13 protein-coding genes are annotated in these 20,563 nt (G+C 67.9%); 3 read left to right on the top strand and 10 right to left on the bottom strand.

What is annotated here, in order from left to right; all coding sequences use genetic code 11:
• Positions 1-27: 27 nt before the first annotated feature.
• From A9975_RS12460 to A9975_RS12425, 8 genes are all read right to left on the bottom strand, one after another.
• On the bottom strand, positions 28-2,463 hold the full coding sequence (locus tag A9975_RS12460; protein WP_255503176.1) for a TonB-dependent receptor: 2,436 nt from the start codon (positions 2,461-2,463) through the stop codon (positions 28-30).
• A gap of 133 nt (positions 2,464-2,596) precedes the next feature.
• Positions 2,597-3,766: a FecR domain-containing protein gene (locus tag A9975_RS12455; protein WP_183032939.1), complete on the bottom strand. Its 1,170-nt coding sequence runs from the start codon at positions 3,764-3,766 to the stop codon at positions 2,597-2,599.
• Positions 3,767-3,878: 112 nt separating this feature from the next.
• On the bottom strand, positions 3,879-4,448 hold the full coding sequence (locus A9975_RS12450) for an RNA polymerase sigma factor (protein WP_183032938.1): 570 nt from the start codon (positions 4,446-4,448) through the stop codon (positions 3,879-3,881).
• Positions 4,449-4,600: 152 nt separating this feature from the next.
• Positions 4,601-6,001: an FAD-binding oxidoreductase gene (locus tag A9975_RS12445; RefSeq protein WP_183033150.1), complete on the bottom strand. Its 1,401-nt coding sequence runs from the start codon at positions 5,999-6,001 to the stop codon at positions 4,601-4,603.
• A 112-nt stretch (positions 6,002-6,113) separates the two neighbouring features.
• Positions 6,114-6,917: a 4-hydroxy-2-oxoheptanedioate aldolase gene (hpaI, locus tag A9975_RS12440; protein WP_183032937.1), complete on the bottom strand. Its 804-nt coding sequence runs from the start codon at positions 6,915-6,917 to the stop codon at positions 6,114-6,116.
• A gap of 46 nt (positions 6,918-6,963) precedes the next feature.
• Positions 6,964-8,448, bottom strand: coding sequence for an NAD-dependent succinate-semialdehyde dehydrogenase (locus tag A9975_RS12435; protein WP_183032936.1), 1,485 nt, complete (start codon positions 8,446-8,448; stop codon positions 6,964-6,966).
• 496 nt (positions 8,449-8,944) lie between these two features.
• On the bottom strand, positions 8,945-10,468 hold the full coding sequence (locus tag A9975_RS12430) for an altronate dehydratase family protein (protein WP_183032935.1): 1,524 nt from the start codon (positions 10,466-10,468) through the stop codon (positions 8,945-8,947).
• 6 nt (positions 10,469-10,474) lie between these two features.
• A complete protein-coding gene (locus A9975_RS12425; protein WP_183032934.1) occupies positions 10,475-11,497 on the bottom strand; it encodes a tripartite tricarboxylate transporter substrate binding protein in 1,023 nt (340 codons plus the stop codon).
• A 146-nt stretch (positions 11,498-11,643) separates the two neighbouring features.
• On the opposite strand from A9975_RS12425, the gene A9975_RS12420 reads away from it, so the two are divergent.
• The gene (locus A9975_RS12420; protein ID WP_183032933.1) at positions 11,644-12,630 is read left to right on the top strand and encodes a LysR substrate-binding domain-containing protein; all 987 of its coding nucleotides are present in this window, start codon (positions 11,644-11,646) and stop codon (positions 12,628-12,630) included.
• Between the two features lie 14 nt (positions 12,631-12,644).
• On the opposite strand, the gene A9975_RS12415 is transcribed toward A9975_RS12420, so the two are convergent.
• Positions 12,645-13,919 (bottom strand): serine hydrolase, encoded by a 1,275-nt coding sequence (locus tag A9975_RS12415; RefSeq protein WP_255503186.1) that lies wholly within the window; start codon positions 13,917-13,919, stop codon positions 12,645-12,647.
• A 297-nt stretch (positions 13,920-14,216) separates the two neighbouring features.
• On the opposite strand from A9975_RS12415, the gene atzF reads away from it, so the two are divergent.
• Both atzF and uca read left to right on the top strand, forming a co-directional pair.
• Positions 14,217-16,070: an allophanate hydrolase gene (atzF, locus tag A9975_RS12410; protein ID WP_183032932.1), complete on the top strand. Its 1,854-nt coding sequence runs from the start codon at positions 14,217-14,219 to the stop codon at positions 16,068-16,070.
• A 13-nt stretch (positions 16,071-16,083) separates the two neighbouring features.
• The gene (uca, locus tag A9975_RS12405) at positions 16,084-19,683 is read left to right on the top strand and encodes an urea carboxylase (RefSeq protein WP_183032931.1); all 3,600 of its coding nucleotides are present in this window, start codon (positions 16,084-16,086) and stop codon (positions 19,681-19,683) included.
• Between the two features lie 17 nt (positions 19,684-19,700).
• Here uca and A9975_RS12400 read toward each other — a convergent pair whose 3' ends face one another.
• Positions 19,701-20,549: a class I SAM-dependent methyltransferase gene (locus A9975_RS12400; RefSeq protein ID WP_183032930.1), complete on the bottom strand. Its 849-nt coding sequence runs from the start codon at positions 20,547-20,549 to the stop codon at positions 19,701-19,703.
• Between the last annotated feature and the right edge of the window lie 14 nt (positions 20,550-20,563).

Genomic DNA, 20,563 nt, shown 5'->3' with positions numbered 1-20,563 from the left:
ACGAGCATGCAGGATCGGCGGGCAAGATCAGAACGTCCCGCGCAAGGTCAGTGTCACGTTGCGCGGCTCGCCGTAGTAGTTGCCACGTCGCAGCTCGCCCAGCATGGCGTAATAGCGCTTGTCGAACAGGTTGGCCACGTTCAGCGCGGCCGTCCAGTGGCGGTTGATGCGATACGCGGCACGCAGGTCCCACACCGCGCGCGCGCCTTCGCCCATGCGCACCTCGGGGTCGTCCCCAGCGAAATACGAGTAGCCGGTCTGCGCCGATACGCCGCCGCCGATGGTCCAGGCATTCCACGCCCCCGGCAGGCGATAGGTGGTTGAGGCGCGCAGCAGATGGCGGGGAGTCTCGGCGTTGATGCTGCCGCCTTCGTCGTTGCGGCTGGTCACATAGGTGTAGCCTGCGGCCACCTGCCAGCCGGGCAGGATCTCGCCGCTGGCCTCGGCCTCGAAGCCCTTGCTGCGCAGCGTGCTGCCATTGCGGAAGCACTCTGCGTCGGCGGAGGTGCCAGGGCAGTTGCCATAGTTGCCTGCGTCGGACACGGCAATGTTGTTCTTCCTGACGCTGAACACCGCCGCCGAAACGTTGAGGCGACCGTTGTACAGTTCGCCTTTCACGCCCGCTTCGTAGTTGGCACCGATCGCCGGCTTCAACGTATCGCCGGAGACGCTGCGGTACTGGCTCTGCGGCTGGAAGGTGTCGGCATAGCTGGCGTACAGCGACCATTGCTTGTTCAGGTCATATACCACCCCCGCGTAGGGCGTGAACTGATGATCGACTTTGTCGTCGCGCAGCTGGCTGGCGCTCAGGCGCTCCGACGCGCGGTAGTCCAGCCAGCTCAGCCGTGCGCCAAGCAGCATGTGCAAGGACTCGGCCAGTTGCAGGCGCGCGCTGGCGTAGATGCCGTAGCGCCGGTCCCGGGAATCCTCCTCGCTGCTCCATGCCGGGCGCATGGGGTCCGCAATGGCGCCGTGATTCGGGTTGAACACGTTGATGGCGGTGCCGTCGTCGAGCGATGCGCTGTTGTTCTTCAAGCGCTGGCTCGATGCATTGGCGCCGACCAGGATCTGGTGCGTGCCGCCGAATGCCGCGAAGCTGCCGGTCACATTGGCGTCGACCCCATCGCTGACAACCTTCAGGTCCTTGAAGTAGAGGCTATAGAAGCGGGTTCCGGTGCCCGTGGCACGGTCCACCGCCCCGCGTGGAATCGCCACCTTCTGGTCGAGCTCGCCCTCGGTGTGGTTGTAGGAGACCTTGGCCCTCCAGTCGCCGTCAAAGCGATGCTCGACCTCGGCGAATGCTTCGTTGACCGTTGCCCTCTGACGGTTCCAGTCTTGCACCAGCGAGGTCGAGCGGGACACGTCCAGCGTGCCGCCATCGCTGTAGCGGGGCAGGCCGAACAGCCAGAATCCGTCGGCGGTCTTCTGCTGGTGGCGCACGCCCAGGGTCAGCGTGGTGTCGCGGCCCAGGTCGGCGTCGATGACGCCATAGAACAGCGGCTGGCGGGAATGCGTGACGTCGTAGAAGTACTTGCGGTCTTCATAGGCGGCGACCATGCGAGCGCGGATGGTGCCCTCGGCGTTGAGCGGGCCGCCGGTATCGATCTCGGTGCGGTAGTTGCTCCATGAGCCCACGCTGGCCGTCACGTCGAAATGCCGCTCCGTGCGCGGGCGCTTGCGCACCAGGTTCACCGCGCCGCTCGGGTCGCTGGCCCCCACGATCAGCCCGCCCGCGCCACGCAGCACCTCGACCCGGTCAAGGATGGCGGTGTCCAGGGGCAGCCAGCCGGTGGAGGAATACAGCGTGCCCGAGACGCCGTCGATCATGTAGTTGTCGTTGTCCACCGCGAAGCCCCGGATGGTGAACTTGTGGTCCCCAAAGTTCCTCTGCGAGCGGGTGACGCCAGTGGACTGCGCCAGGACCTGGTCGAGGCTGGTGAGGTTCTTGTCGTCCATCTGCTGGCGCGTCACCACGCTGACGGACTGCGGCGTTTCGCGGATTGACTGCGTCATCTTGCCGATGGTCAGCGCCGGGCTGGTGTACGAGCCAGTGAGCTCGGTCATGCCGCTGCGCTCGACCTGTGCGCTTACTGTCACGGCGGGCAGCGTGGCGTGGTCATCGGATGCGGCCTGCGCAGTCCGCTGGATCGTCACGGCCGTGCCGTCGATGTCCGCGCTCAGCCCGCTGCCAGCCAGCAGCCGCTCCAGCGCTTGCCGTGTGGTCAGCCGGCCGGTGACGGCTGGCGCGGTCTTGCCGGCCAGCAACGCTGGCGCGGCGACGAGCGTGATGCGGGCTTGCCGCGCCAGCTCGGTCAGGGCCTGCGCCAAAGGCTGCGCGGTGATGGATATCTCCACCGGCGTACCGGCGCCGCCTGTAGATTGCGCGTGCGCGGCGTACGGCGCGCCGAGCGCCAGGAAACCCGCCAAGGCCAGCGGCGCCAAGGCGAACGGGGTAGGAGACATCAGCATTCGATCCTTCTTCTGTATGGATATGGCGTCAAGAAAACGACGCCCTCTCTACAGATGACGAATCACGAACACAAACCCTGATGTCCCCCTTGAAAAAAATGCCGTTGAGAAGCGCCTTCCGTTTCCGTCAACGCGCGACGATATCCCTGGCGCCATCGTGCTGGCGCAGGCGCACGGGCAGCACCAGCGGCAAACTGCGGGTGAAGCCGTCGATATGGTCGAGATCCACGCTGGCCGTGACGGGCAGGCCGCCGATGGCGGGATCGCTCACGCGCAGGCCGGATTCGCCGTAGCGGCCTAGTTCGGCCAGCACGTTTGCCAGAGGCGTGTTGTCGAAGCTCAGGCGCCGGCCTCGCCACGGTGCCATGGCGTCGGGCGGCACCGAGTCGACACGGCCGGGCCGCCCCTGGTTGTCGACATTCACGGCTTGTCCTGGACTCAGTTCCACGGTTTGCCCGTGCCCTTCGCCACTGGCGCCGGACACGCGCACCTTGCCTTCCATCACGGCAACTTGCACGGCCTTGCTGCCGATGGAAGGGGTGTAGCGCACGGAGAACTTCGTGCCGACCACCGTAATGCGTGCCGCACCGGCAAGTACGTGGAAGGGCCGGGACTTGTCGGCCTGGACCTTGAAGACGGCTTGGCCCTCGGGCAAGCTGACCTCGCGGCGGTTGCGGTAGAGCGTCACGTCGGCCTGGGTGGCGGTGTCGAACACAAGCTGGCTGCCGTCGGGCAGCGCGGCATCCAGGCTCTGGCCCCGTTGCGTGGCGTAGTGGCGGTTGAAGATGGGCTGGTTCTGCCAGATGTCCCAGCCGAACCAGCCGCCACCCAGCAAGCCGGCCGCCAAGGTCGCGACGAGGGCATGGGGCAGTAGCCGGCGGCTGGTGCGGGCGCGTTCGGCTGCCGGTGCAGGCACCGGGGGATGCGCGTCGCCGATGGCGCCCAGCGCTGACGACTCGGAGGCTTTTTCGATGGCGACCGTGGTCCGCAGGCGAGCCGCGCCCGCCGGTGGGAGGTCGTCGATAGCGTCCCAGACGCGGGCCATGTCCTCAAAGGCCTCGCGGTGCTCGGGCTTGGCGCCGAGCCAGGCCTGGAACTCGGTGCGCGCCATGGGCGACAGTCCGTCGGCCATGCGCACGGACCAGCGCAGGGCCTCGAATGCTGGCGGGGACAGGGCGTCCAGCAGCGATTCGTCGATCGGCTCGCCGGGCGCCGGGGGCGCTGCGGCTGAGGCGGCGGATGTAGCCGGTGTAGCGGGTAAGGTGGGCGACTTCGGCGGTACAGGGCGCTGGGTCATCGCATGGCTTCTCTTGTGGTGTCTTTCATGATGACGGATCAGGCGCCAAAAACCTGATGCCGGGCAACGGGTGGCGGATAGGGGAGCGGGCGCGTGCTGAGGATAACCGCAGTCAGCCGCCTTGCGGCAAACTGACGGCCGGCTCGGATGGCTCGGCCGGCAGCCCGGTTGGCAGCCCGGATGCCGGCTGCGTTCTTGCCTTGCGCGGGTCGTCGCCCAGCGCCTTGCGGCAGGCCGCCACCGCCAGCATGATGTGCCGCTCCACGGCGTTGATGCCCACCCCCATGCGGGCGGCCACTTCGGCGTGGGAAAGGCCATCGATCTTGTGGAGCACGAAGGCTTCGCGGCAGCGTGGCGGGAGGCGTTCGATGGTGGCAACCAGCAGGCGACCGCGCTGCCGCCCGGCATAGGCCGCTTCCGGGTCGTCGCAGAGCGGGCCCGCCATGTCTTGCAGCACGGCGTCGGACTCGTGGTTGCGCACTTGCCGCGCGCGGTGACGATCGATCAGCAGGTGGCGGGCGATCTTGTAGTGCAGCGCGCGTGGGTCATCGATGCGTTCGCCGGCGCTGGCCATGGCCAGCCCGCGCTCGCAGGCTTCCTGGACCAGGTCTTGCGCCTCATCCAGGTTTTTGACTTCACGTAAGAAGAAACGCAGCAGCTCGCCGTAATACCGCACATGCACGATGCACCCCAGCCAGAAAGAGGACGAAAAACATGCCCGTCTGATGGCTGAGATGTGGCGGCGGCTAGATCTGTTGCGCTGTGTGCGACGGGAACCGGTGGATTATAAATGAGAACGTTTCGCATTGATAGGCCGCTGGTTCCCGCTTTCCGTCAGTCCAGCCTTGGCAGCATCTTGGCGGGATTGAGCAGGTTCTTCGGATCCAGCGCCCGCTTGACCTGCCACATCAGCTCCAGCTCCACCGGCGATTTGTAGCGCTTCAGGTCGTCGCGCTTGGCCACGCCAATGCCGTGCTCGGCGGAGATCGAGCCGTTCTCCGCGTGGGCCAGGGTGTCCACCGCCTCGGAGATCGGTGCGTACCACTGGCCCAGGAAGTCCGCGGCGCTGCGGTCCTTGGGGCGCAGCGGGTTGAAGTGCACGTTGCCGTCGCCCATATGCCCGTAGATCACCATGCGCGCGGCGGGCTCCAGTGCCAGCACCTTGGCCGAGGCGTCGCCGATAAACGCGGCGATGCGCGACAACGGCACCGACACGTCGCACTTGATGCTGCCGCCGGTACGGGTCTGCGCGTCCGAGATTTCCTCGCGGATGCGCCAGAAGCGCTGGGCGTCGGCCAGGCTGGCGGCCACCGCGGCATCCAGCACCAGTTCTTGCGCCAGCCCGGCTTCGAGAATCTCCATCAGCGTGGCGTTGAGGCTTTCGTCGCTGCCGCCGGAGGTCAGCTCGATCAGCACCATCCAGTCGTGCCGTTCGGGCAGCGGCGAGGCCACGTCGCCCAGGTATTCGAGCACCAGTTCCAGCGCGGGCGCCGAGATCAGCTCGAACGCGGTGACGGCCTGGCCACCATGCTGCTTGGCCACGCCGAGCAGGCGCACGGCGGCTTCGGGGCTTTGCACTGCCACGAAGGCCACGGCACTGGCGCGCGGCTGCGGCATCAGCTTGAGCACGGCCGCCGTGATGATGCCGAGCGTGCCTTCCGAGCCGACGAAGAGCTGCTTGAGGTCGTAGCCGGTGTTGTCCTTGCGCAGGCCGCGCAGCGACGAGTAGATGCGGCCATCGGGCAGCACGGCCTCGATGCCCAGCACCAGGTCGCGCATATTGCCGTAGCGCAGCACGGCGGTGCCGCCTGCGTTGGTGGCCAGGTTGCCGCCAATCTGGCAGGAGCCTTCCGAGCCGATGCGAAGCGGGAACAGGCGCTGCTCCTGCTCGGCGGCGGTGCGGGCCGCGTTGAGCGTGACGCCGGCCTGCACTGTCATGGTGTCGTTGATGGTGTCCACGGCCAGCACGCGGTTCATGCGGCCCAGGCTGAGCAGCACCGCGGTGCCGCTGTCGTCGGGCACCGCGCCGCCCATCAGCGAGGTATTGCCGCCTTGCGGCACCACCGGCACATCGTGCGCGTGGCACCAGGCCATGACCTGGCTGACCTGTTCGGTGGTGGAGGGCATGACCACTACCTGGGCTTTGCCGTGGTAGATGCGGCGGTAGTCCGTGACGTAGGACTCGGTGTCGGCGTCGCCGCTCAGGCAGGCGCCGGCGCCGACGATGGCTTGCATCGCGGCCAGGGTGGCGCTGGTGGTGCTGGTGGCGGGGGCGGTGTGGGAATCGGTCGGCATGTTGGCGTGCTTTGTCGTGTTCTGTCGTGTTCTGTGACTGCGGTGGCGGGCATCAGTATGCGGCAGATGGCCCCGCCGCGGGCGCGGCGCCGGTGCCGATGAAGTCCGCGGCCAGCCGGCGTGCCGCGCTGGCATAAAGCAGCACATCCACGCCCGTGGCCACGAAGGTGCAGCCCAGGTCCAGGTAGCGGCGTGCCAGCTTGGGGTCGGAGGTCAGCGTGCCCGCGGCCTTGCCGCTGGCGACGATGGTGCGCATGGCGCCTTCGATGGCGGCCTGCACCTCGGGGTGGCCCGGGTTGCCGCGATGGCCCATGGAGGCGGCCAGGTCGGCGGGGCCGATAAAGACGCCGTCGACGCCATCGACAGCGCAGATGGCATCCAGGTTTGCCAGGGCCTTCACGGTTTCGGCCTGCACCAGCAGGCAGATCTCATTGTCGGCCACATCCAGGTAATCGGCGCGCGCGCTCCACTGCGAGGCACGGCCCACGGCGCTGCCCACACCACGAATGCCCTGCGGCGGGTAGCGGGTGGCGCATACCAGCGCGGCGGCTTGCTCGGCGGTATCCACCATCGGCACCAGCAGGTTCTTCGCGCCGATATCCAGCAACTGCTTGATCAGCGGAACTTCGCCGGCCACGCAGCGCACCACCGGTTGCGAGCGGTACGGGGCGATCGCCTGCAGCGCATGTAGCGTGCCGCGCAGGTCGTTGGGCGCGTGCTCGCCGTCGATCAGCAGCCAGTCGAAGCCGGCCGTGGCCGAGACTTCGGCGAGATAGGGCGATGCCATCGAGAGCCACAGGCCGATCTGGGGCTGGTTGGCCGCCAGCGCGGCCTTGAATGCGTTTTGTGCGGGCATGGTGTTCCGATGAATGTCGTGGGCGTGGGTGGGATGCCGCCGGGTCTTAGCCGAGCAGGCCCTGGCAAATATATTTGGTGTGCATGTAGTCGTCCAGCCCATGGCGCGAGCCCTCGCGCCCGTAGCCGGATTCCTTGACGCCGCCGAAGGGCGCGGCCTCCGAGGCGATAGCCCCTTCATTGACGCCGACAATGCCCGTTTCCAGCGCCTGCGCCACGCGCCAGATGCGGCGCACGTCATTGGAGTAGAAGTAGGCGGCCAGGCCGAAGGGCGTGTCGTTGGCGTCGCGGATCACTTCGGCTTCATCGGTGAAGCGGAACACGGCGGCTACCGGGCCAAACGTTTCTTCGCACGACAGCGCCATTTGCGGCGTGGCGTTGGTGAGCACGGTGGGCGCGTAGTAGTGCGGGCCGTCTGCCAGGCGCACGCGTTCGCCGCCGGTCATCACCACGGCGCCCTTGGCGACGGCATCTGCCACGTGGCGGGCGATCTTTTCCACGGCGCGCGCGTTGATCATGGGGCCGATCTGCGACGCGTCATCGGTGGCAGGCCCGACCTGCAGCGCGGCCACCCGCAGCGACAGGCGCGCGACGAAATGGTCGTGCACGCCAGCCTGTACATAGACGCGGTTCGGGCAGACGCAGGTCTGGCCCCCGTTGCGGAACTTGGAGGCCATCAGGCCATCGACGGCGGCATCGATGTCCGCGTCGTCGAACACGATGAACGGCGCATTGCCACCGAGCTCCAGCGACAGCTTCTTGAGCGTGCCGGCGGATTCGCGGGCCAGGTGCTTGCCCACCGGCGTGGAGCCGGTGAAGGTGATCTTGCGCACGCGGCTGTCGGCCAGCCAGGCATCGACCACGGCGGGGGTATTGGCGCGCGAGGCGGTGACGATGTTGAGTACACCGGCGGGCAGGCCGGCTTGCTGCGCCAGGTAGACCAGCGCCAGCGCGGTCAGCGGGGTGTCTTCCGCGGGCTTGGCTACCACGGTGCAGCCGGCGGCCAGCGCGGGCGCGATCTTGCGCGCGATCATGGCGAGCGGGAAGTTCCACGGCGTGATGGCGGCTACCACGCCCACCGCTTCCTTGAGCACCAGCATCTTGCGGCCGGGGACGGACTCGGCGACGATCTCGCCGCTGATGCGGGTGGCTTCCTCGGCGAACCACTCTACGTAGGAGGCGCCGTACAGCACTTCGCCGCGGGCCTCCTTGATGGGCTTGCCTTGTTCGGCGGAGATGATCTGGGCCAGGTCTTCCTGGTGCTCGAGGATCAGGGTGTGCCAGCGCTTGATGATCTGCGCGCGGTCGCGGGCGGTGCGGCGGCTCCAGGTTGGGAAGGCTGCTGCCGCGGCATCGGCTGCCTGGATGGCGTCCTGGGCGTCGCTGTCGGGCACGCAGGCGAAGACGGTGTTGGTGGCAGGGTTGGTGACATCCAGGCGGTGGCCGGTGTTGGCGGCTGACCACGCTTGGCCGATCAGGTTGCTGGTGCGCAGCAGGGCTGGGTGGGTCAGGGGGAGTGGGGTGGATGGCATGGTTTTTGGGATATGGGGGGTGAGTGCAACCGCAACCGCAACCGCAACTGCAACTGCAACTGCAACTGCTTGAATTCAAGGACAACTGCAACTGCAGTTTCACCACCCCTGCGGGGCGGCGACCTACTTTCTTGTCTTGCCAAGAAAGTAGGCAAAGAAGGCGCGCCGGATGGGGCGACTACCCCTCGTGATCCAACGAAAAGAGCGGCCGGGACCCAAACTCGCATCGCCTTAGGGCGATACTCAGACATGGGTCCCTCTTTTCCGCTCTTTTCGTCGGCTCACGAGGCGCCCCATACGGCCTTGGCACACCTTGACGGCTCGCTTCGCATCGCGTTGGGGTGTGGCCCGCCCTTCGGGCGCTTCACACGGCTATACCAATCGGTTGATCTTGCCGCTGGTTGGCTCCCCTCTCCCACTTGTGGGAGAGGGGGCGGGGGAGAGGGCGGGCGATCGCGATTTCGTGATGGTTCCAGGCTGCGAGGCTTTCTACTTTCTAACTGACAATCCCCAAGTGCCAGGGCACGAACTCGTTGTCGCCCAGCCCGAGTGCTTCACTCTTGGTTGGTTGTCCGGAGGCCGCTTCCAGGATGTGTTCGAAAATCCGCTGGCCCATCTCGTCCACAGTCAATTCGCCGTCCAGCACCAGCCCGCAGTTGATGTCCATATCGCCTTCGAGCCGCGTGTACATCGGCGTATTGCTCGCTAGCTTGATGGTCGGTGCCGGCTTGGAGCCGAACATCGATCCGCGGCCGGTGGTGAAGCAGATCAGGTTGGCGCCGCTGGCGATCTGGCCGGTGGCGGCGACGGGGTCGTAGCCCGGGGAGTCCATGAAGACGAAGCCGGCTTGCTCGATGGGCTCGGCGTATTCATAGACGGCTTGCAGCGGCGTGGTGCCGCCTTTCATGGCGGAGCCGAGTGATTTTTCGAAGATGTTGGCGAGGCCGCCTTGCTGGTTGCCGTGGCCGACCACGCCGTTGAACTGGGCGTTCTGGCCGGCGGTGTAGCGCTCCCACCAGGCCAGGCGGTCCAGCAGTTTCTGGCCGACTTCCGGCGTGACGGCGCGGCGCGTGAGCATGTATTCCACGCCGTGGATCTCGGGGGTTTCCGACAGGATGGCGGTGCCGCCGTGGCGCACCAGGATGTCCATGGCCGCGCCGAGCGCCGGGTTGGCGCTGATGCCGGAGAAGCCATCGGAGCCACCGCATTCCAGGCCGATCTTCAGGTGGCTGGCGGGCACGGGCTGGCGCGTGGCGGTATTGGCGCCGGGCAGCATTGCCTCGATGGCGCGGATGCCGGCCTGGATGGTGGCTGCCGTGCCGCCGCTGTCCTGCATGACCATGGTGCGCACGTGGCTGCCGGGCACCAGGCCTTGCGACTCCATCAGGCCCGCTACCTGGTTGCGCTCGCAGCCCAGGCCCACGATCAGCACGCCGGCCAGGTTGGGGTGGCGCGCATAGCCCGCCAGCGTGCGCCGCAGCACGTCGAAGTGCTCGCTGGGCGAGGACATGCCGCAGCCGCTGCTTTGCGCGAAGGCGGCCACGCCGTCCACATTGGGATAGGCCGCCATGCGCTCGGGCGTGAAGTGGTCCGCGATATGCCGGATCACCGTGGCCGAGCAGTTCACCGACGACAAGATGCCGATGAAGTTGCGCGTGCCAACGCGGCCGTCGGGCCGCACGAACCCCATGAAGGTGGCGCGCTCGGCCTCGGGCACATAGTCCACCGGCCGCACGTCCTGGCAGAAACCCGGGTCACGATAGAAATCCACCAGCGCCAGGTTGTGCGAATGCACGTGATCGCCGGCCTCGATGTCGCGCTCGGCCACGCCGATCACGGTGTCGAACTTGCGGATCTGGGTGCCCTTGGCAATGGCGCAGGCGGCAATCTTGTGTCCCGCGGGCACCTGGGCGCGCACGCGCAGCCCCAGTTCAGGCAGGGTCTGGCCAAGGTTCAGGGCGTCCCGGGCGATCAGGACGTTGTCGTTCGCATGCAGACGGATCAGGGCGGCGGTGTTCACGTTGGGTCAGCCTTGTTGCAGCAGTTCTTTGAGCTTGAGGCGCTGGATCAGGTGGGTTTCCTGGTCGTACACCGTGCTGATGTAGCGCTTGTATTCCGGGCCGTCCAGGTACATCACCGGCGCATCGATGCGGGCCGCGACCTGCTGGAATTCCTTGCTGGCCACAGCCTGGCGGAAGGCGTCGCGCAGCTTCTTTTCCACTGCGGGGTCCAGGCCGATGGGCGCGCCGATGCCGTTGGGCGCTTCCACCACCACGTTGTAGCCCAGTTCCTTGAGCGTCGGCGTGTCCTTGAAGCGCGGCGTGCGCTGGTCGCCCCAGGTGGCCAGCAGGCGCAGCTTGCCGGCTTCCACGTGGGGCGCCCACGAGCTGGAATCGGCCAGCAGGTCCACTTGCCCGGCGAGTACGTCCTGCAAGGCCTGCGCGCCGCCCTTGTAGGCGATGGCATTGAAGCGCACACCGGCGGCCTGCGCGAATTCCTCCATGCCCACGTGGGTGGCGCCGCCGATGCCGGCATGCGCATAGGTGAGCTTGCCGGGATGCGCCTTGGCCTCGGCCACGACGTCCTTGAGCGACTTGAAGCGCGAGTTCGCCGGCACCGCGATGCCGAAGGTCTGGCCGGAGGTGCGCGCCAGGTAGGTCAGCTCGCTGCGCGGGTCCAGCTGCAGCATGCCCAGCTGCGAGAAGCGCGTCACCGAGATCGGCACCTGGCCGATGGTGTAGCCGTCCGGCTTGGCGCGGGCCAGTGCCTTGGTGCCGATCATGCCCGATGCGCCGGCGCGGTTCTCCACCACGATGGATTGCTTGAGTACGCCGGACGCCACCTGGCACAGCGCGCGCATGGACTGGTCGGCGGTGCCGCCGACGGGCCACGGGCAGATGAAGGTGATGGGCCGGTCCGGATAGTCGGCGGCACGCGCGAGGCCCGGCAGCAACAGGCCGGCACTACCAGCCGTCGCAGCCGTGGCGGCTGCGGCGCCGCTGATGAGCAGGCGGCGTCGCCCGTGGTTGATGCCGTGGGGTGCGGTCATGTGTCGTCCTCGCAGGGTGTCGTTATTGGAGTCATGGGCTGGTGGCAATGTCCACCGGTCAGGCCGGATTGTGGCAAAGCCATTCATAACAATCCAATCAATCATCGGAATGGCTTCATAACCCTAAAGTTAAGTAGAATCGCGCCATGCCCCAGATCGACCGCGCCCTGCGCTCCAATATCAAGCTACGCCACCTGCAACTGGTGGTGGCGCTGGACGAGTTCCGCCATCTCGGCCACACCGCCGAGTTCCTCTCCGTCAGCCAGCCAGCCGTCTCCAAGATGCTCACCGAGGTGGAGAAGACGCTGGGCCTGACGCTCTTCACGCGCTCCACGCGCGGCACAGAGCCTACGCCGGCGGGCGCGTCGCTGGTGCGTTTTGCCCGCTCGGTGCTGGCGCAATACGAGCGCACGCGCGACGAGATCGCCGCGGAAGCCAGCGGCGCCGCCGGGCGCACCCGGGTGGGATCGATGGGCGCGGCCCTGCCGGTGCTGCTGGCGCAAGCCATAGGCCTGCTCAAGCAGCGCTCGGCGCAGGCCACCGTGCTGGTGGAGGAGGGCGACCTGCCCCACCTGCTGCCCAAGCTGCGCATCAGCGAGCTGGACCTGATCGTGGGGCGGCTGGAGCCCGGCTATGCCGCCCCGGACCTCATCACCGAGCCGCTCTATAACGAGCCGATGGTGGCGGTGGTGCGCAGCGGCCACGCGCTGGCAGGCAAGCGCGCACCGGGCTGGGCGGACCTGGCCGGCATGCCTTGCGTGGTGCCGCCGCCATGGGCCTCGCTACGGGTCAAGATCGAGCAGGAGTTCTACCGCTTTGGCCTGCAGCCACCAACCGACCTGATCGAGTCGTCGTCCTACCTTGCCATCACTACCTTCGTCGCGCAGCTAGATGCCGTGGGCTTCCTGGCCAGGTCGGTGGGGCAGCAGTTCGAGCGGGAAGGCCGCTTCCATATCCTGCCCATGGACATAGCGCTGGAGCTGCCGCCGGTGGGCGTGATCACGCTGCGCGAGGGGCGGCCCACGCCCAGCAGCATCCAGCTGGTCGAATGCCTGCGCGCGGCGGCCGGGCAACTGGCCACGCCGCCGGCCGATGCCAAAAGGACGGCGCGCGCGCCGCGGCGCACGAAATAGCCACCCCGCCGCGATCAGCGCGGCCGGGACAGCAGGTACTTCGCCAGTGCGTGAAACGCCGGGATCGTCGTCGGGTCGTTGGCGGCATTTCCGGCGACCGGGTTCGATGCATAGCGCACGATCACCATCTCGGCCTTCGGGTCGATATAGATGCGCTGGCCATGCACGCCGCGAGCCATGTAGGCGCCATGCTCGTTATGGGTGACCCACCACATGTCGCGATAGCTGCCGCCCTTGAGCAGCGGGTAGTCGGCCTTGGCAAACGCGGCCTTGTCGCCGCCGCCGCGGATATCGTCGACCACCGCCTTGGGCAGGATCTGCTGCCCATCGATCTTGCCGTCGTTGCGCAGCATCTCGCCAAAGCGCGCCAGGTCGCGCAGGCCGGTGTTCAGGCCGCCGCCGGCAAAGGGCGTGCCGATGGAGTCGACGGTGAAGTACGCGTCCTGCTCCGCGCCCAGCCGGCGCCAGATGCGCTCGGACAGCAGCTCGGCCACCGAGCGCCCGGTCACGCGCGCGATGATCCAGCCCAGCGCGTCGGTGTTGACCGTCTTGTAGCCAAAGGCCGCGCCATGCTCGCCTTGCGCCTGGATGGCCTGGAGCGACTCGTAGTAATTGCGCGGGCCGGTGTAGTCCTTGGGCTTGGGCAGCGGGCTGCCCGCCTGGGCGTGCATCCAGACCTCGGCGTCGGGGTCGGCGTAATCCTCGCTGTATTTGAGTCCCGTGGTCATGTCCAGCACCTGGCGCACCGTGGCATTGCCGAACGCCGATTGCGCCAGCTCCGGCACGTAGTCCGCCACGCGCTTGCCGGCATCCAGGCGGCCTTCTGCGACCAGCATGGCGCCGAGCGTGCCGATGACCGACTTGGTGACCGACATGGCCGCATGCTGGCCGTCGTCCTTCAGCGCGCCGAGGTAGCGCTCGTAGACAATGCGCCCGCGGTGCAGCACCACGATGCCATCGGTGTAGTTGGCCGCCAGGGATTGCGCCCAGGTCATCGGCCGGGTGGCGCCGATCGGCATGAACTGCAGCGCGTCGATATCGGTGCGCAGTGCGCGCGGCAGCGGCACCGGCGCGCCAAGCCCGCGCGAGACATTGACGGTGGGCATCAGCTCGCGGAAGTGCGACACGCTCCAGCGCAGGGCGGGGAAGCGCCAATAGCTGCCGTCGTCGAAGCGCACCGTGCGCTCGGGTGGCGGTGGCGCGCCTCGCATCCAGCCAAGGCCGGCGGGATCGCTGGCGGCGGCATCGGGTACCGGTGGCGTCGGGGCGTCGGCCCATGCCAGGGGCATCAGCCCGAAACTGCAAAGGGCCAGCGCGATCGCCGCGCCGCGGGGAACGCCGGTGCTCATCATCGAGACCACCTCCAAAAGTCAATGGGCTGCGTGCAGGCCGCCCAGCGGATCATAAACCACGCGATAGCGGAGCCGGCCCATGACGCACCACATTGCGGCTTGGTCCTTCGCGTAGGCACTGTTTAGGGCTGCTCGCGCCGCCCTATGGTGCGATATGTCTATCTGTCTTACATGGCATGTCTCCTGCTTCGTTGGTCTGCAACGCCCTCATGTATACAACCTGGGATACAAGCGATGACCAGCAAGACGCCTCTGCGCCGATCCGCCGCCAGCCTTGGCAGTTGCCGAACCCTGCCTGAGTGGCAACAGCTCTACAAGACGCAAGGCGCGTCGCCCGCGGACGTGCTGGCGCCGTTCCTGGACCTGGACGCCGCGGACCCGGCCTGGATCGCGCGGCTGGATGCGGCGCGGCTGCAGTCCCAGCTGGCTGCGCTGGCGGCGCGCGTTGAAGAAGCGGGCGGCAAGCTCGATGCGTTTCCCCTCTACGGCGTGCCGTTCGTGGTGAAAGACAACATCGACGTGGCGGGGTGGCCCACCACGGCGGCGTGTCCCGCCTTTGCGTATGTTGCCAAGCGCGATGCCGGCGCGGTGGCGCGGCTGCGCGCGGCCGGGGCCATCGTGGTGGCCAAGGCTAACCTGGATCAGTTCGCCACCGGCCTGGTGGGCGTTCGTTCGCCCTACGGCGCGGTGCCCAACACCTTCGATGCGGCGTACGTCAGCGGTGGCTCCAGTTCGGGCTCGGCGTCTTCGGTGGCGCGCGGCTGGGTGCCGTTCTCACTCGGGACCGATACGGCGGGGTCGGGGCGCATTCCCGCGGCATTCAACAATATCGTGGGCCTCAAGCCGACCCGGGGCTGGCTCTCCACAGCCGGCGTGGTGCCGGCCTGCCGCACGCTGGACTGCGTCTCCGTGTTTGCGCTGACGGTTGACGATGCCGCGCTGGTGGCGGAGATCGCGGGCGGCTTTGACCACGACGATCCTTACTCGCGCACCTATCCGCAGAGCGCGCCTGCCGCGCTGGCGCCATCGCCCGTGCTGGGCATTCCCGATCAGCTGGCATTCTTTGGCGATACGCAGGCGCAGGCCAGTTTCAAGCAAGCGCTGGCGGACTTGCAGGCGATGGGCGCCAAGCTGGTGCCGATTGATTTTTCGCCATTCGCCGAGCTGGCCGCACTGCTCTACCAGGGGCCATGGGTGGCCGAACGCTTCCTGGCGGTGAGCCAGCTTCACGCCAGCCAGCCGGAAGCCATCGATCCGGTCGTTCGCGTGATCGTCGAGGAAGCGGGCCGCTATAGCGCGATGGATGCGTTCAGCGCCGAGTACCGGCGCGCGGCGCTGACCCGCGCTATCCACCTGGCGCTGGCAAAGGTCGATGCGCTGGTGGTGCCGAGCGCGCCGTCGATCTATACGCTGGCCGCCGTGCAGGACGATCCGATCCGCCTGAACGCGCGGCTTGGCACCTATACCAACTTCACCAACCTGGCCGACCTGTCGGCGCTGGCGCTGCCGGCCGGTGCGCGCGAGGACGGCCTGCCGGCGGGTATCACGCTGATCGCCCCCGCATGGTCGGACCGCGCGCTGGCCCGCTTTGGCCGGCAGTGGCAGGCGGCGCAAGCGTTGCCGCTGGGCGCCACCGCGCGGGCTTGTCCCGCCGGAGCACAGCGCGCCACGCCGGTCACGCCGGGATCGGTGCGGCTGGCCGTGGTCGGCGCCCACCTTAGTGGCATGCCGCTTAACCATCAACTGCTCACGCGCCACGCGGCCTTTGTGGAGGCTTGCCGCACGGCGCCGTGCTACCGGCTTTATGCGCTGGCGGAAACGATTCCACCCAAGCCCGGGCTGGTGCATAGCGGCACAGGGCAGGGCGCGCCGATCGAAGTCGAGCTCTGGGATGTGCCACTGGCCAGCTTTGGTGCTTTCGTCGCGGAGATTCCCGCGCCCCTTGGCATCGGCAAGCTGCTGCTGGAAGACGGCCGGCAAGTTACCGGGTTCATCTGCGAACCCCGGGGCCTGGAAGGCGCGCGCGATATCACGGCATTTGGCGGCTGGCGCGCCTATCTCGCCAGCGCAAACGCCAGCGCAGCCTGACCCGGGAGCGCCGATGTTCCACACCGTACTGATCGCCAATCGTGGCGAGATCGCCGTGCGCGCCATTCGCACCTTGCGTGCGCTAGGTATCAAGAGCGTGGCCGTGTATTCGGATGCCGATCGCAATGCCGCGCATGTCCGGCTGGCCGATGTGGCCGTGCCGCTGGGTGGCGAGCGTGCGGCGGATAGCTACCTGGTGGCCGAGCGCGTGCTGCAAGCCGCGTTGGATACCGGCGCGCAAGCCGTCTTCCCCGGCTACGGCTTTCTGTCGGAGAGCGCGGTGTTCGCCGAGGCCTGCGAAGCGGCAGGGCTGGTCTTCATTGGCCCGACGCCGCACCAGCTCCGCGAGTTTGGCCTGAAGCACCGGGCGCGCGCGTTGGCTGCCGAGGCGGGGGTACCGATGACGCCCGGCACCGGTCTGCTCTCCAGCGTGGAACAAGCCCTGCGGGAGGCCGCGCGCATCGGCTATCCCGTCATGCTCAAGAGTACGGCTGGCGGGGGCGGCATCGGCCTGTCGCGCTGCGCCGATGACGCTGAACTGAGCGCGGCCTTTGACAGCGTGCAGCGGCTGGGCGAGCAATTCTTCAAGCATGGTGGCGCCTTTATCGAGCGCTGCCTGGACCGCGCGCGGCATATCGAGGTGCAGATCTTTGGCGACGGCGCGGGCCGCGTGGTGGCGCTGGGCGAGCGGGATTGCTCCACGCAGCGCCGCAACCAGAAGGTGGTGGAGGAAACCCCGGCACCGCACTTGAGCGAGGCCACGCGCCACGCGCTGCATCGGGCCGCGATCCGGCTGGGCGAATCGGTGCGCTACCGGTCTGCCGGCACGGTGGAGTTCATCTACGACGTGGAGCGGAAGGACTTCTACTTCCTGGAGGTCAATACCCGGCTGCAGGTGGAGCATCCCGTGACCGAACTGGTCACCGGGCTGGACCTGGTCGCCTGCATGCTGAAGGTGGCCGCGGGCGATGCGCTGGACTGGGATGCCATCTCCCGCCCGCCGCAGGGTGCAGCCATGGAGGTGCGGCTCTATGCGGAGGATCCGCTCAAGCAGTTCCAGCCCTCGCCGGGCACGTTGACCGAGGTGGCTTTTCCGGACGGCGTGCGCGTCGACGGCTGGGTCGAGACCGGCACGGAGGTATCCGCCTTTTACGATCCGCTGCTGGCCAAGCTGATTGTCCACGGCCCCACCCGCGAAGCCGCGCGCGCAAGGCTCGCGGCGGCGCTGGCCGCCACGCGCCTGTGCGGCATCGCTACCAACCTGGACTACCTGCGCCAGATTGTCGACTCGCCCGAGTTCACCGCGGGCCGCGCCTTCACGCGCATGCTTGACCGCTTTCCCTACGCGCCGGCAGTCATCGAGGTGCTGGAGCCAGGCACCTACACCAGCATCCAGGACGTGCCGGGCCGCACGGGCTACTGGCATATCGGCGTGCCGCCGTCCGGCCCGATGGACGACTACGCCTTCCGGCTGGCCAACCGCATCGTTGGCAATCATCCGGGCGCTGCCGGGCTGGAATGCACGCTGGCAGGGCCACGCCTGCGCTTTCATGGCGCGGCCGTGGTGGCGCTGGCCGGCGCGCCTTGCACGGCAACACTCGACGGGATGAACGTCCCGTTCTGGGCGCCAATCAGCGTGGCCCCGGGCCAGGTCCTGGCGCTTGGCAAGGCCACGCAAGGCTGCCGCACCTACCTTGCCGTGCGCAATGGCTTCGATGTGCCGCGCTATCTGGGCAGCCGGTCCACTTTCGCGCTCGGGCAGTTCGGCGGGCATGCCGGGCGCACGCTGCGGCCGGGCGACATGCTCCCGCTCGGCCAGCCGCATCTGGCCGCCAGCGGCGTCGAGGCCCCGGTGACGGCGCCACAGGCCGCGCCCGCCGCACTGGTGCCGGCCTACGGCCAACATTGGGAGATCGCGGTCCTGCACGGCCCGCATGGCGCTCCCGACTTCTTTACGCCGGCATCCATGGAGACTTTTTTCGCCACGGACTGGGAGGTGCACTACAACTCCAACCGCCTTGGCGTGCGCCTGGTCGGGCCCCGGCCCGAATGGGCACGGCGCGACGGCGGCGAGGCGGGGCTGCACCCATCCAACGTGCACGACTGCGAATACGCAATCGGCGCCATCAACTTCACTGGCGACTTCCCGGTGATCCTCACCAATGATGGCCCGAGCCTCGGCGGCTTTGTGTGTCCCGTCACGGTCGCCAAGGCCGAGCTGTGGAAGGTTGGCCAGGTCAAGCCGGGCGACCGGATCCGCTTCCGGCCTATCAGCTTCGATGCCGCGCGTGCCTTGCAGGCGGCGCAGGACCAGGACATTGCCGGGCTGGGGCAAGTCACGCGCGCGCCGCCGCTGCCGGCGCCGGCGCATTCCACCGCCATCCTTGCCGCGCGCGCGGCCAGCGGGCATCACCCGGCCATCGCCTACCGGCAGGCGGGCGACGGCTACCTGCTGCTGGAGTACGGCGAGAACGTGCTCGACATCGGCCTGCGGCTGCGGGTGTACCTGATGATGGAGGCGCTCAAGGCGCAGCCGATGGACGGCGTGCTGGAGCTATCGCCCGGCGTGCGCTCGCTGCAGGTGCGCTACGACGGCCAGCGCATCCATCAGGCGGCGTTGATCGAGGCGCTGCTCGCCATCGAGGCCGGCCTGCCGGACGTGGCCACGCTGACGATCCCCACCCGCGTGGTGCACCTGCCGATGGCCTTCGAGGATGGCGCCACGCTGGATGCCGTGCAGCGCTACCGCGAGACGGTCTGCGCCGACGCGCCGTGGCTGCCGAACAATGTCGACTTCATCCAGCGCATCAACGGCCTGGCGCATCGCGACGAGGTACGGGACATTGCGTTCTTGGCGCGCTATCTGGTGCTGGGGCTGGGCGATGTCTACCTTGGCGCGCCTTGCGCCGTGCCGCTTGACCCGCGCCACCGGCTGCTCACCTCCAAGTACAGCCCCGCGCGCACCTTCACCGCGGAAGGCACGGTTGGCATCGGCGGGGTCTATATGTGCATCTATGGCATGGACTCCCCGGGCGGCTACCAGTTGATCGGGCGGACGCTGCCGATCTGGAACAAGTTCCTCAAAAACCCGGGTTTTGAGCCGGGTGCGCCGTGGCTGCTGCGCTTCTTTGACCAGGTGCAGTTCTACCCGGTTGCGCAGGCGGATCTGGACCGGCTGCGCGAGGATTTCCGCGAAGGACGCGCCACGGTGCGCATCGAGCACGATGTATTCGACTATGCCGCGTACCGCCAGTCGCTCGTGGACAGCGCGCACAGCATTGCCGCCTTCCAGGCGCGGCAGCAGGCCGCCTTCAGCGCGGAGGTGGCTCGCTGGAAAGTCCATGAGGCCAACGCGGCGCCCATCCAGGTGCCGGCCGCCTTGCTCCATGACGAGCACGACGGCCATGCCGTGACGGCGGAGATGAGCGGCAGTGTGTGGAAGGTGCTGGTGCAGCCCGGCGAGCAGGTGCGGGCCGGGCAGCCGCTGCTGGTGGTCGAGGCCATGAAGATGGAACTGACCGTGCTGGCCCCGGTGGCGGGCACGCTGTTGGCCATGCGCTGCCGCGCGGGCTCGGCGATCAAGGTGGGCGACCGCCTGGCGTCGATCGCCTGACAAGCGTGGAGCGTGCCTCAGCGCGGCTTGATGAACTTCAGCGTCATGCGGTCCGATTCGCCGATGGCCATGAAGCTCGCACGGTCGCGCTCGCCGCCGCGCAACGTCGGCGGCAACGACCACACGCCATCGGGATGGTCGTGATTGTCGCGGGGGTTGGCATTGATCTCGCTGCGCCCGGCAAGCGCGAAGCCGGCCGCGCGGGCGTGGTCGATGACGTAGTCTTCGGTGACGTAGCCGGTGGCGATCATCTGCTCCAGCGAGGTGCCGGGCGTGGCCCGATGCTCCTCCACGCCCAGCACGCCGCCGGGTTTGAGCACGGCGTAGAAGGCGCGCAGGCTATCGTCCAGGTGGCCGTCCTTGATCCAGTTGTGGATGTTGCGAAAGGTCAGCACCAGGTCGGCGCCGCCCGGCGGGGCGATATCGGTAAAGGCGCGCACCGGCAGCGTGCCGACCGCGACCTTGCCGTAGTTGCCCGGATCCTGCGCCAGTTTCTTCTCGAAGTTCGCCCTTGAGCGCTTGCCTTGCTCGCTGGCATCCGCGGCGCTCACATCGTAGTGCGCGGCGTATAGCTTGCCGTGGTCGCGCAGCACCGGCGCCAGGATCTCCGTGTACCAGCCGCCGCCCGGCGCAATTTCGATCACTCCCTGGTCCGGCTGCAAGCCGAAGAACTGTAGCGTTTGCAGTGGATGGCGGTACACGTCGCGGGCCTTGTTGGCGGCACTGCGCTGCGGACCGGCGATGGCGGCGGCGAGTGCTTCGTCTGCCGCGGCCAGCGCGGCGCTGGCCGCGCTGGCCAACATGCCGGCGCCGGCCAGCAGCAGGGCGTGCCGCACGAAACGGCGCCGGGCAGGGGAGGGAGTCATGGCATTCCTTGCTG

Origin of the sequence: Cupriavidus sp. UME77 (assembly GCF_014170355.1) — a bacterium.
Lineage (GTDB): Bacteria > Pseudomonadota > Gammaproteobacteria > Burkholderiales > Burkholderiaceae > Cupriavidus > Cupriavidus basilensis.
This window is presented reverse-complemented; position numbering and strand designations above follow the sequence as displayed.

Coding starts and splice junctions, on each gene's coding strand:
- A9975_RS12400 (WP_183032930.1), bottom strand. CDS start 20,549: ATGACTCCCTCCCCTGCCCGGCGCCGTTTCGTGCGGCACGCCCTGCTG.
- A9975_RS12455 (WP_183032939.1), bottom strand. CDS start 3,766: ATGACCCAGCGCCCTGTACCGCCGAAGTCGCCCACCTTACCCGCTACA.
- A9975_RS12435 (WP_183032936.1), bottom strand. CDS start 8,448: ATGCCATCCACCCCACTCCCCCTGACCCACCCAGCCCTGCTGCGCACC.
- A9975_RS12445 (WP_183033150.1), bottom strand. CDS start 6,001: ATGCAAGCCATCGTCGGCGCCGGCGCCTGCCTGAGCGGCGACGCCGAC.
- hpaI (WP_183032937.1), bottom strand. CDS start 6,917: ATGCCCGCACAAAACGCATTCAAGGCCGCGCTGGCGGCCAACCAGCCC.
- A9975_RS12420 (WP_183032933.1), top strand. CDS start 11,644: ATGCCCCAGATCGACCGCGCCCTGCGCTCCAATATCAAGCTACGCCAC.
- A9975_RS12460 (WP_255503176.1), bottom strand. CDS start 2,463: ATGTCTCCTACCCCGTTCGCCTTGGCGCCGCTGGCCTTGGCGGGTTTC.
- A9975_RS12415 (WP_255503186.1), bottom strand. CDS start 13,919: ATGCCCCTGGCATGGGCCGACGCCCCGACGCCACCGGTACCCGATGCC.
- atzF (WP_183032932.1), top strand. CDS start 14,217: ATGACCAGCAAGACGCCTCTGCGCCGATCCGCCGCCAGCCTTGGCAGT.
- A9975_RS12425 (WP_183032934.1), bottom strand. CDS start 11,497: ATGACCGCACCCCACGGCATCAACCACGGGCGACGCCGCCTGCTCATC.
- uca (WP_183032931.1), top strand. CDS start 16,084: ATGTTCCACACCGTACTGATCGCCAATCGTGGCGAGATCGCCGTGCGC.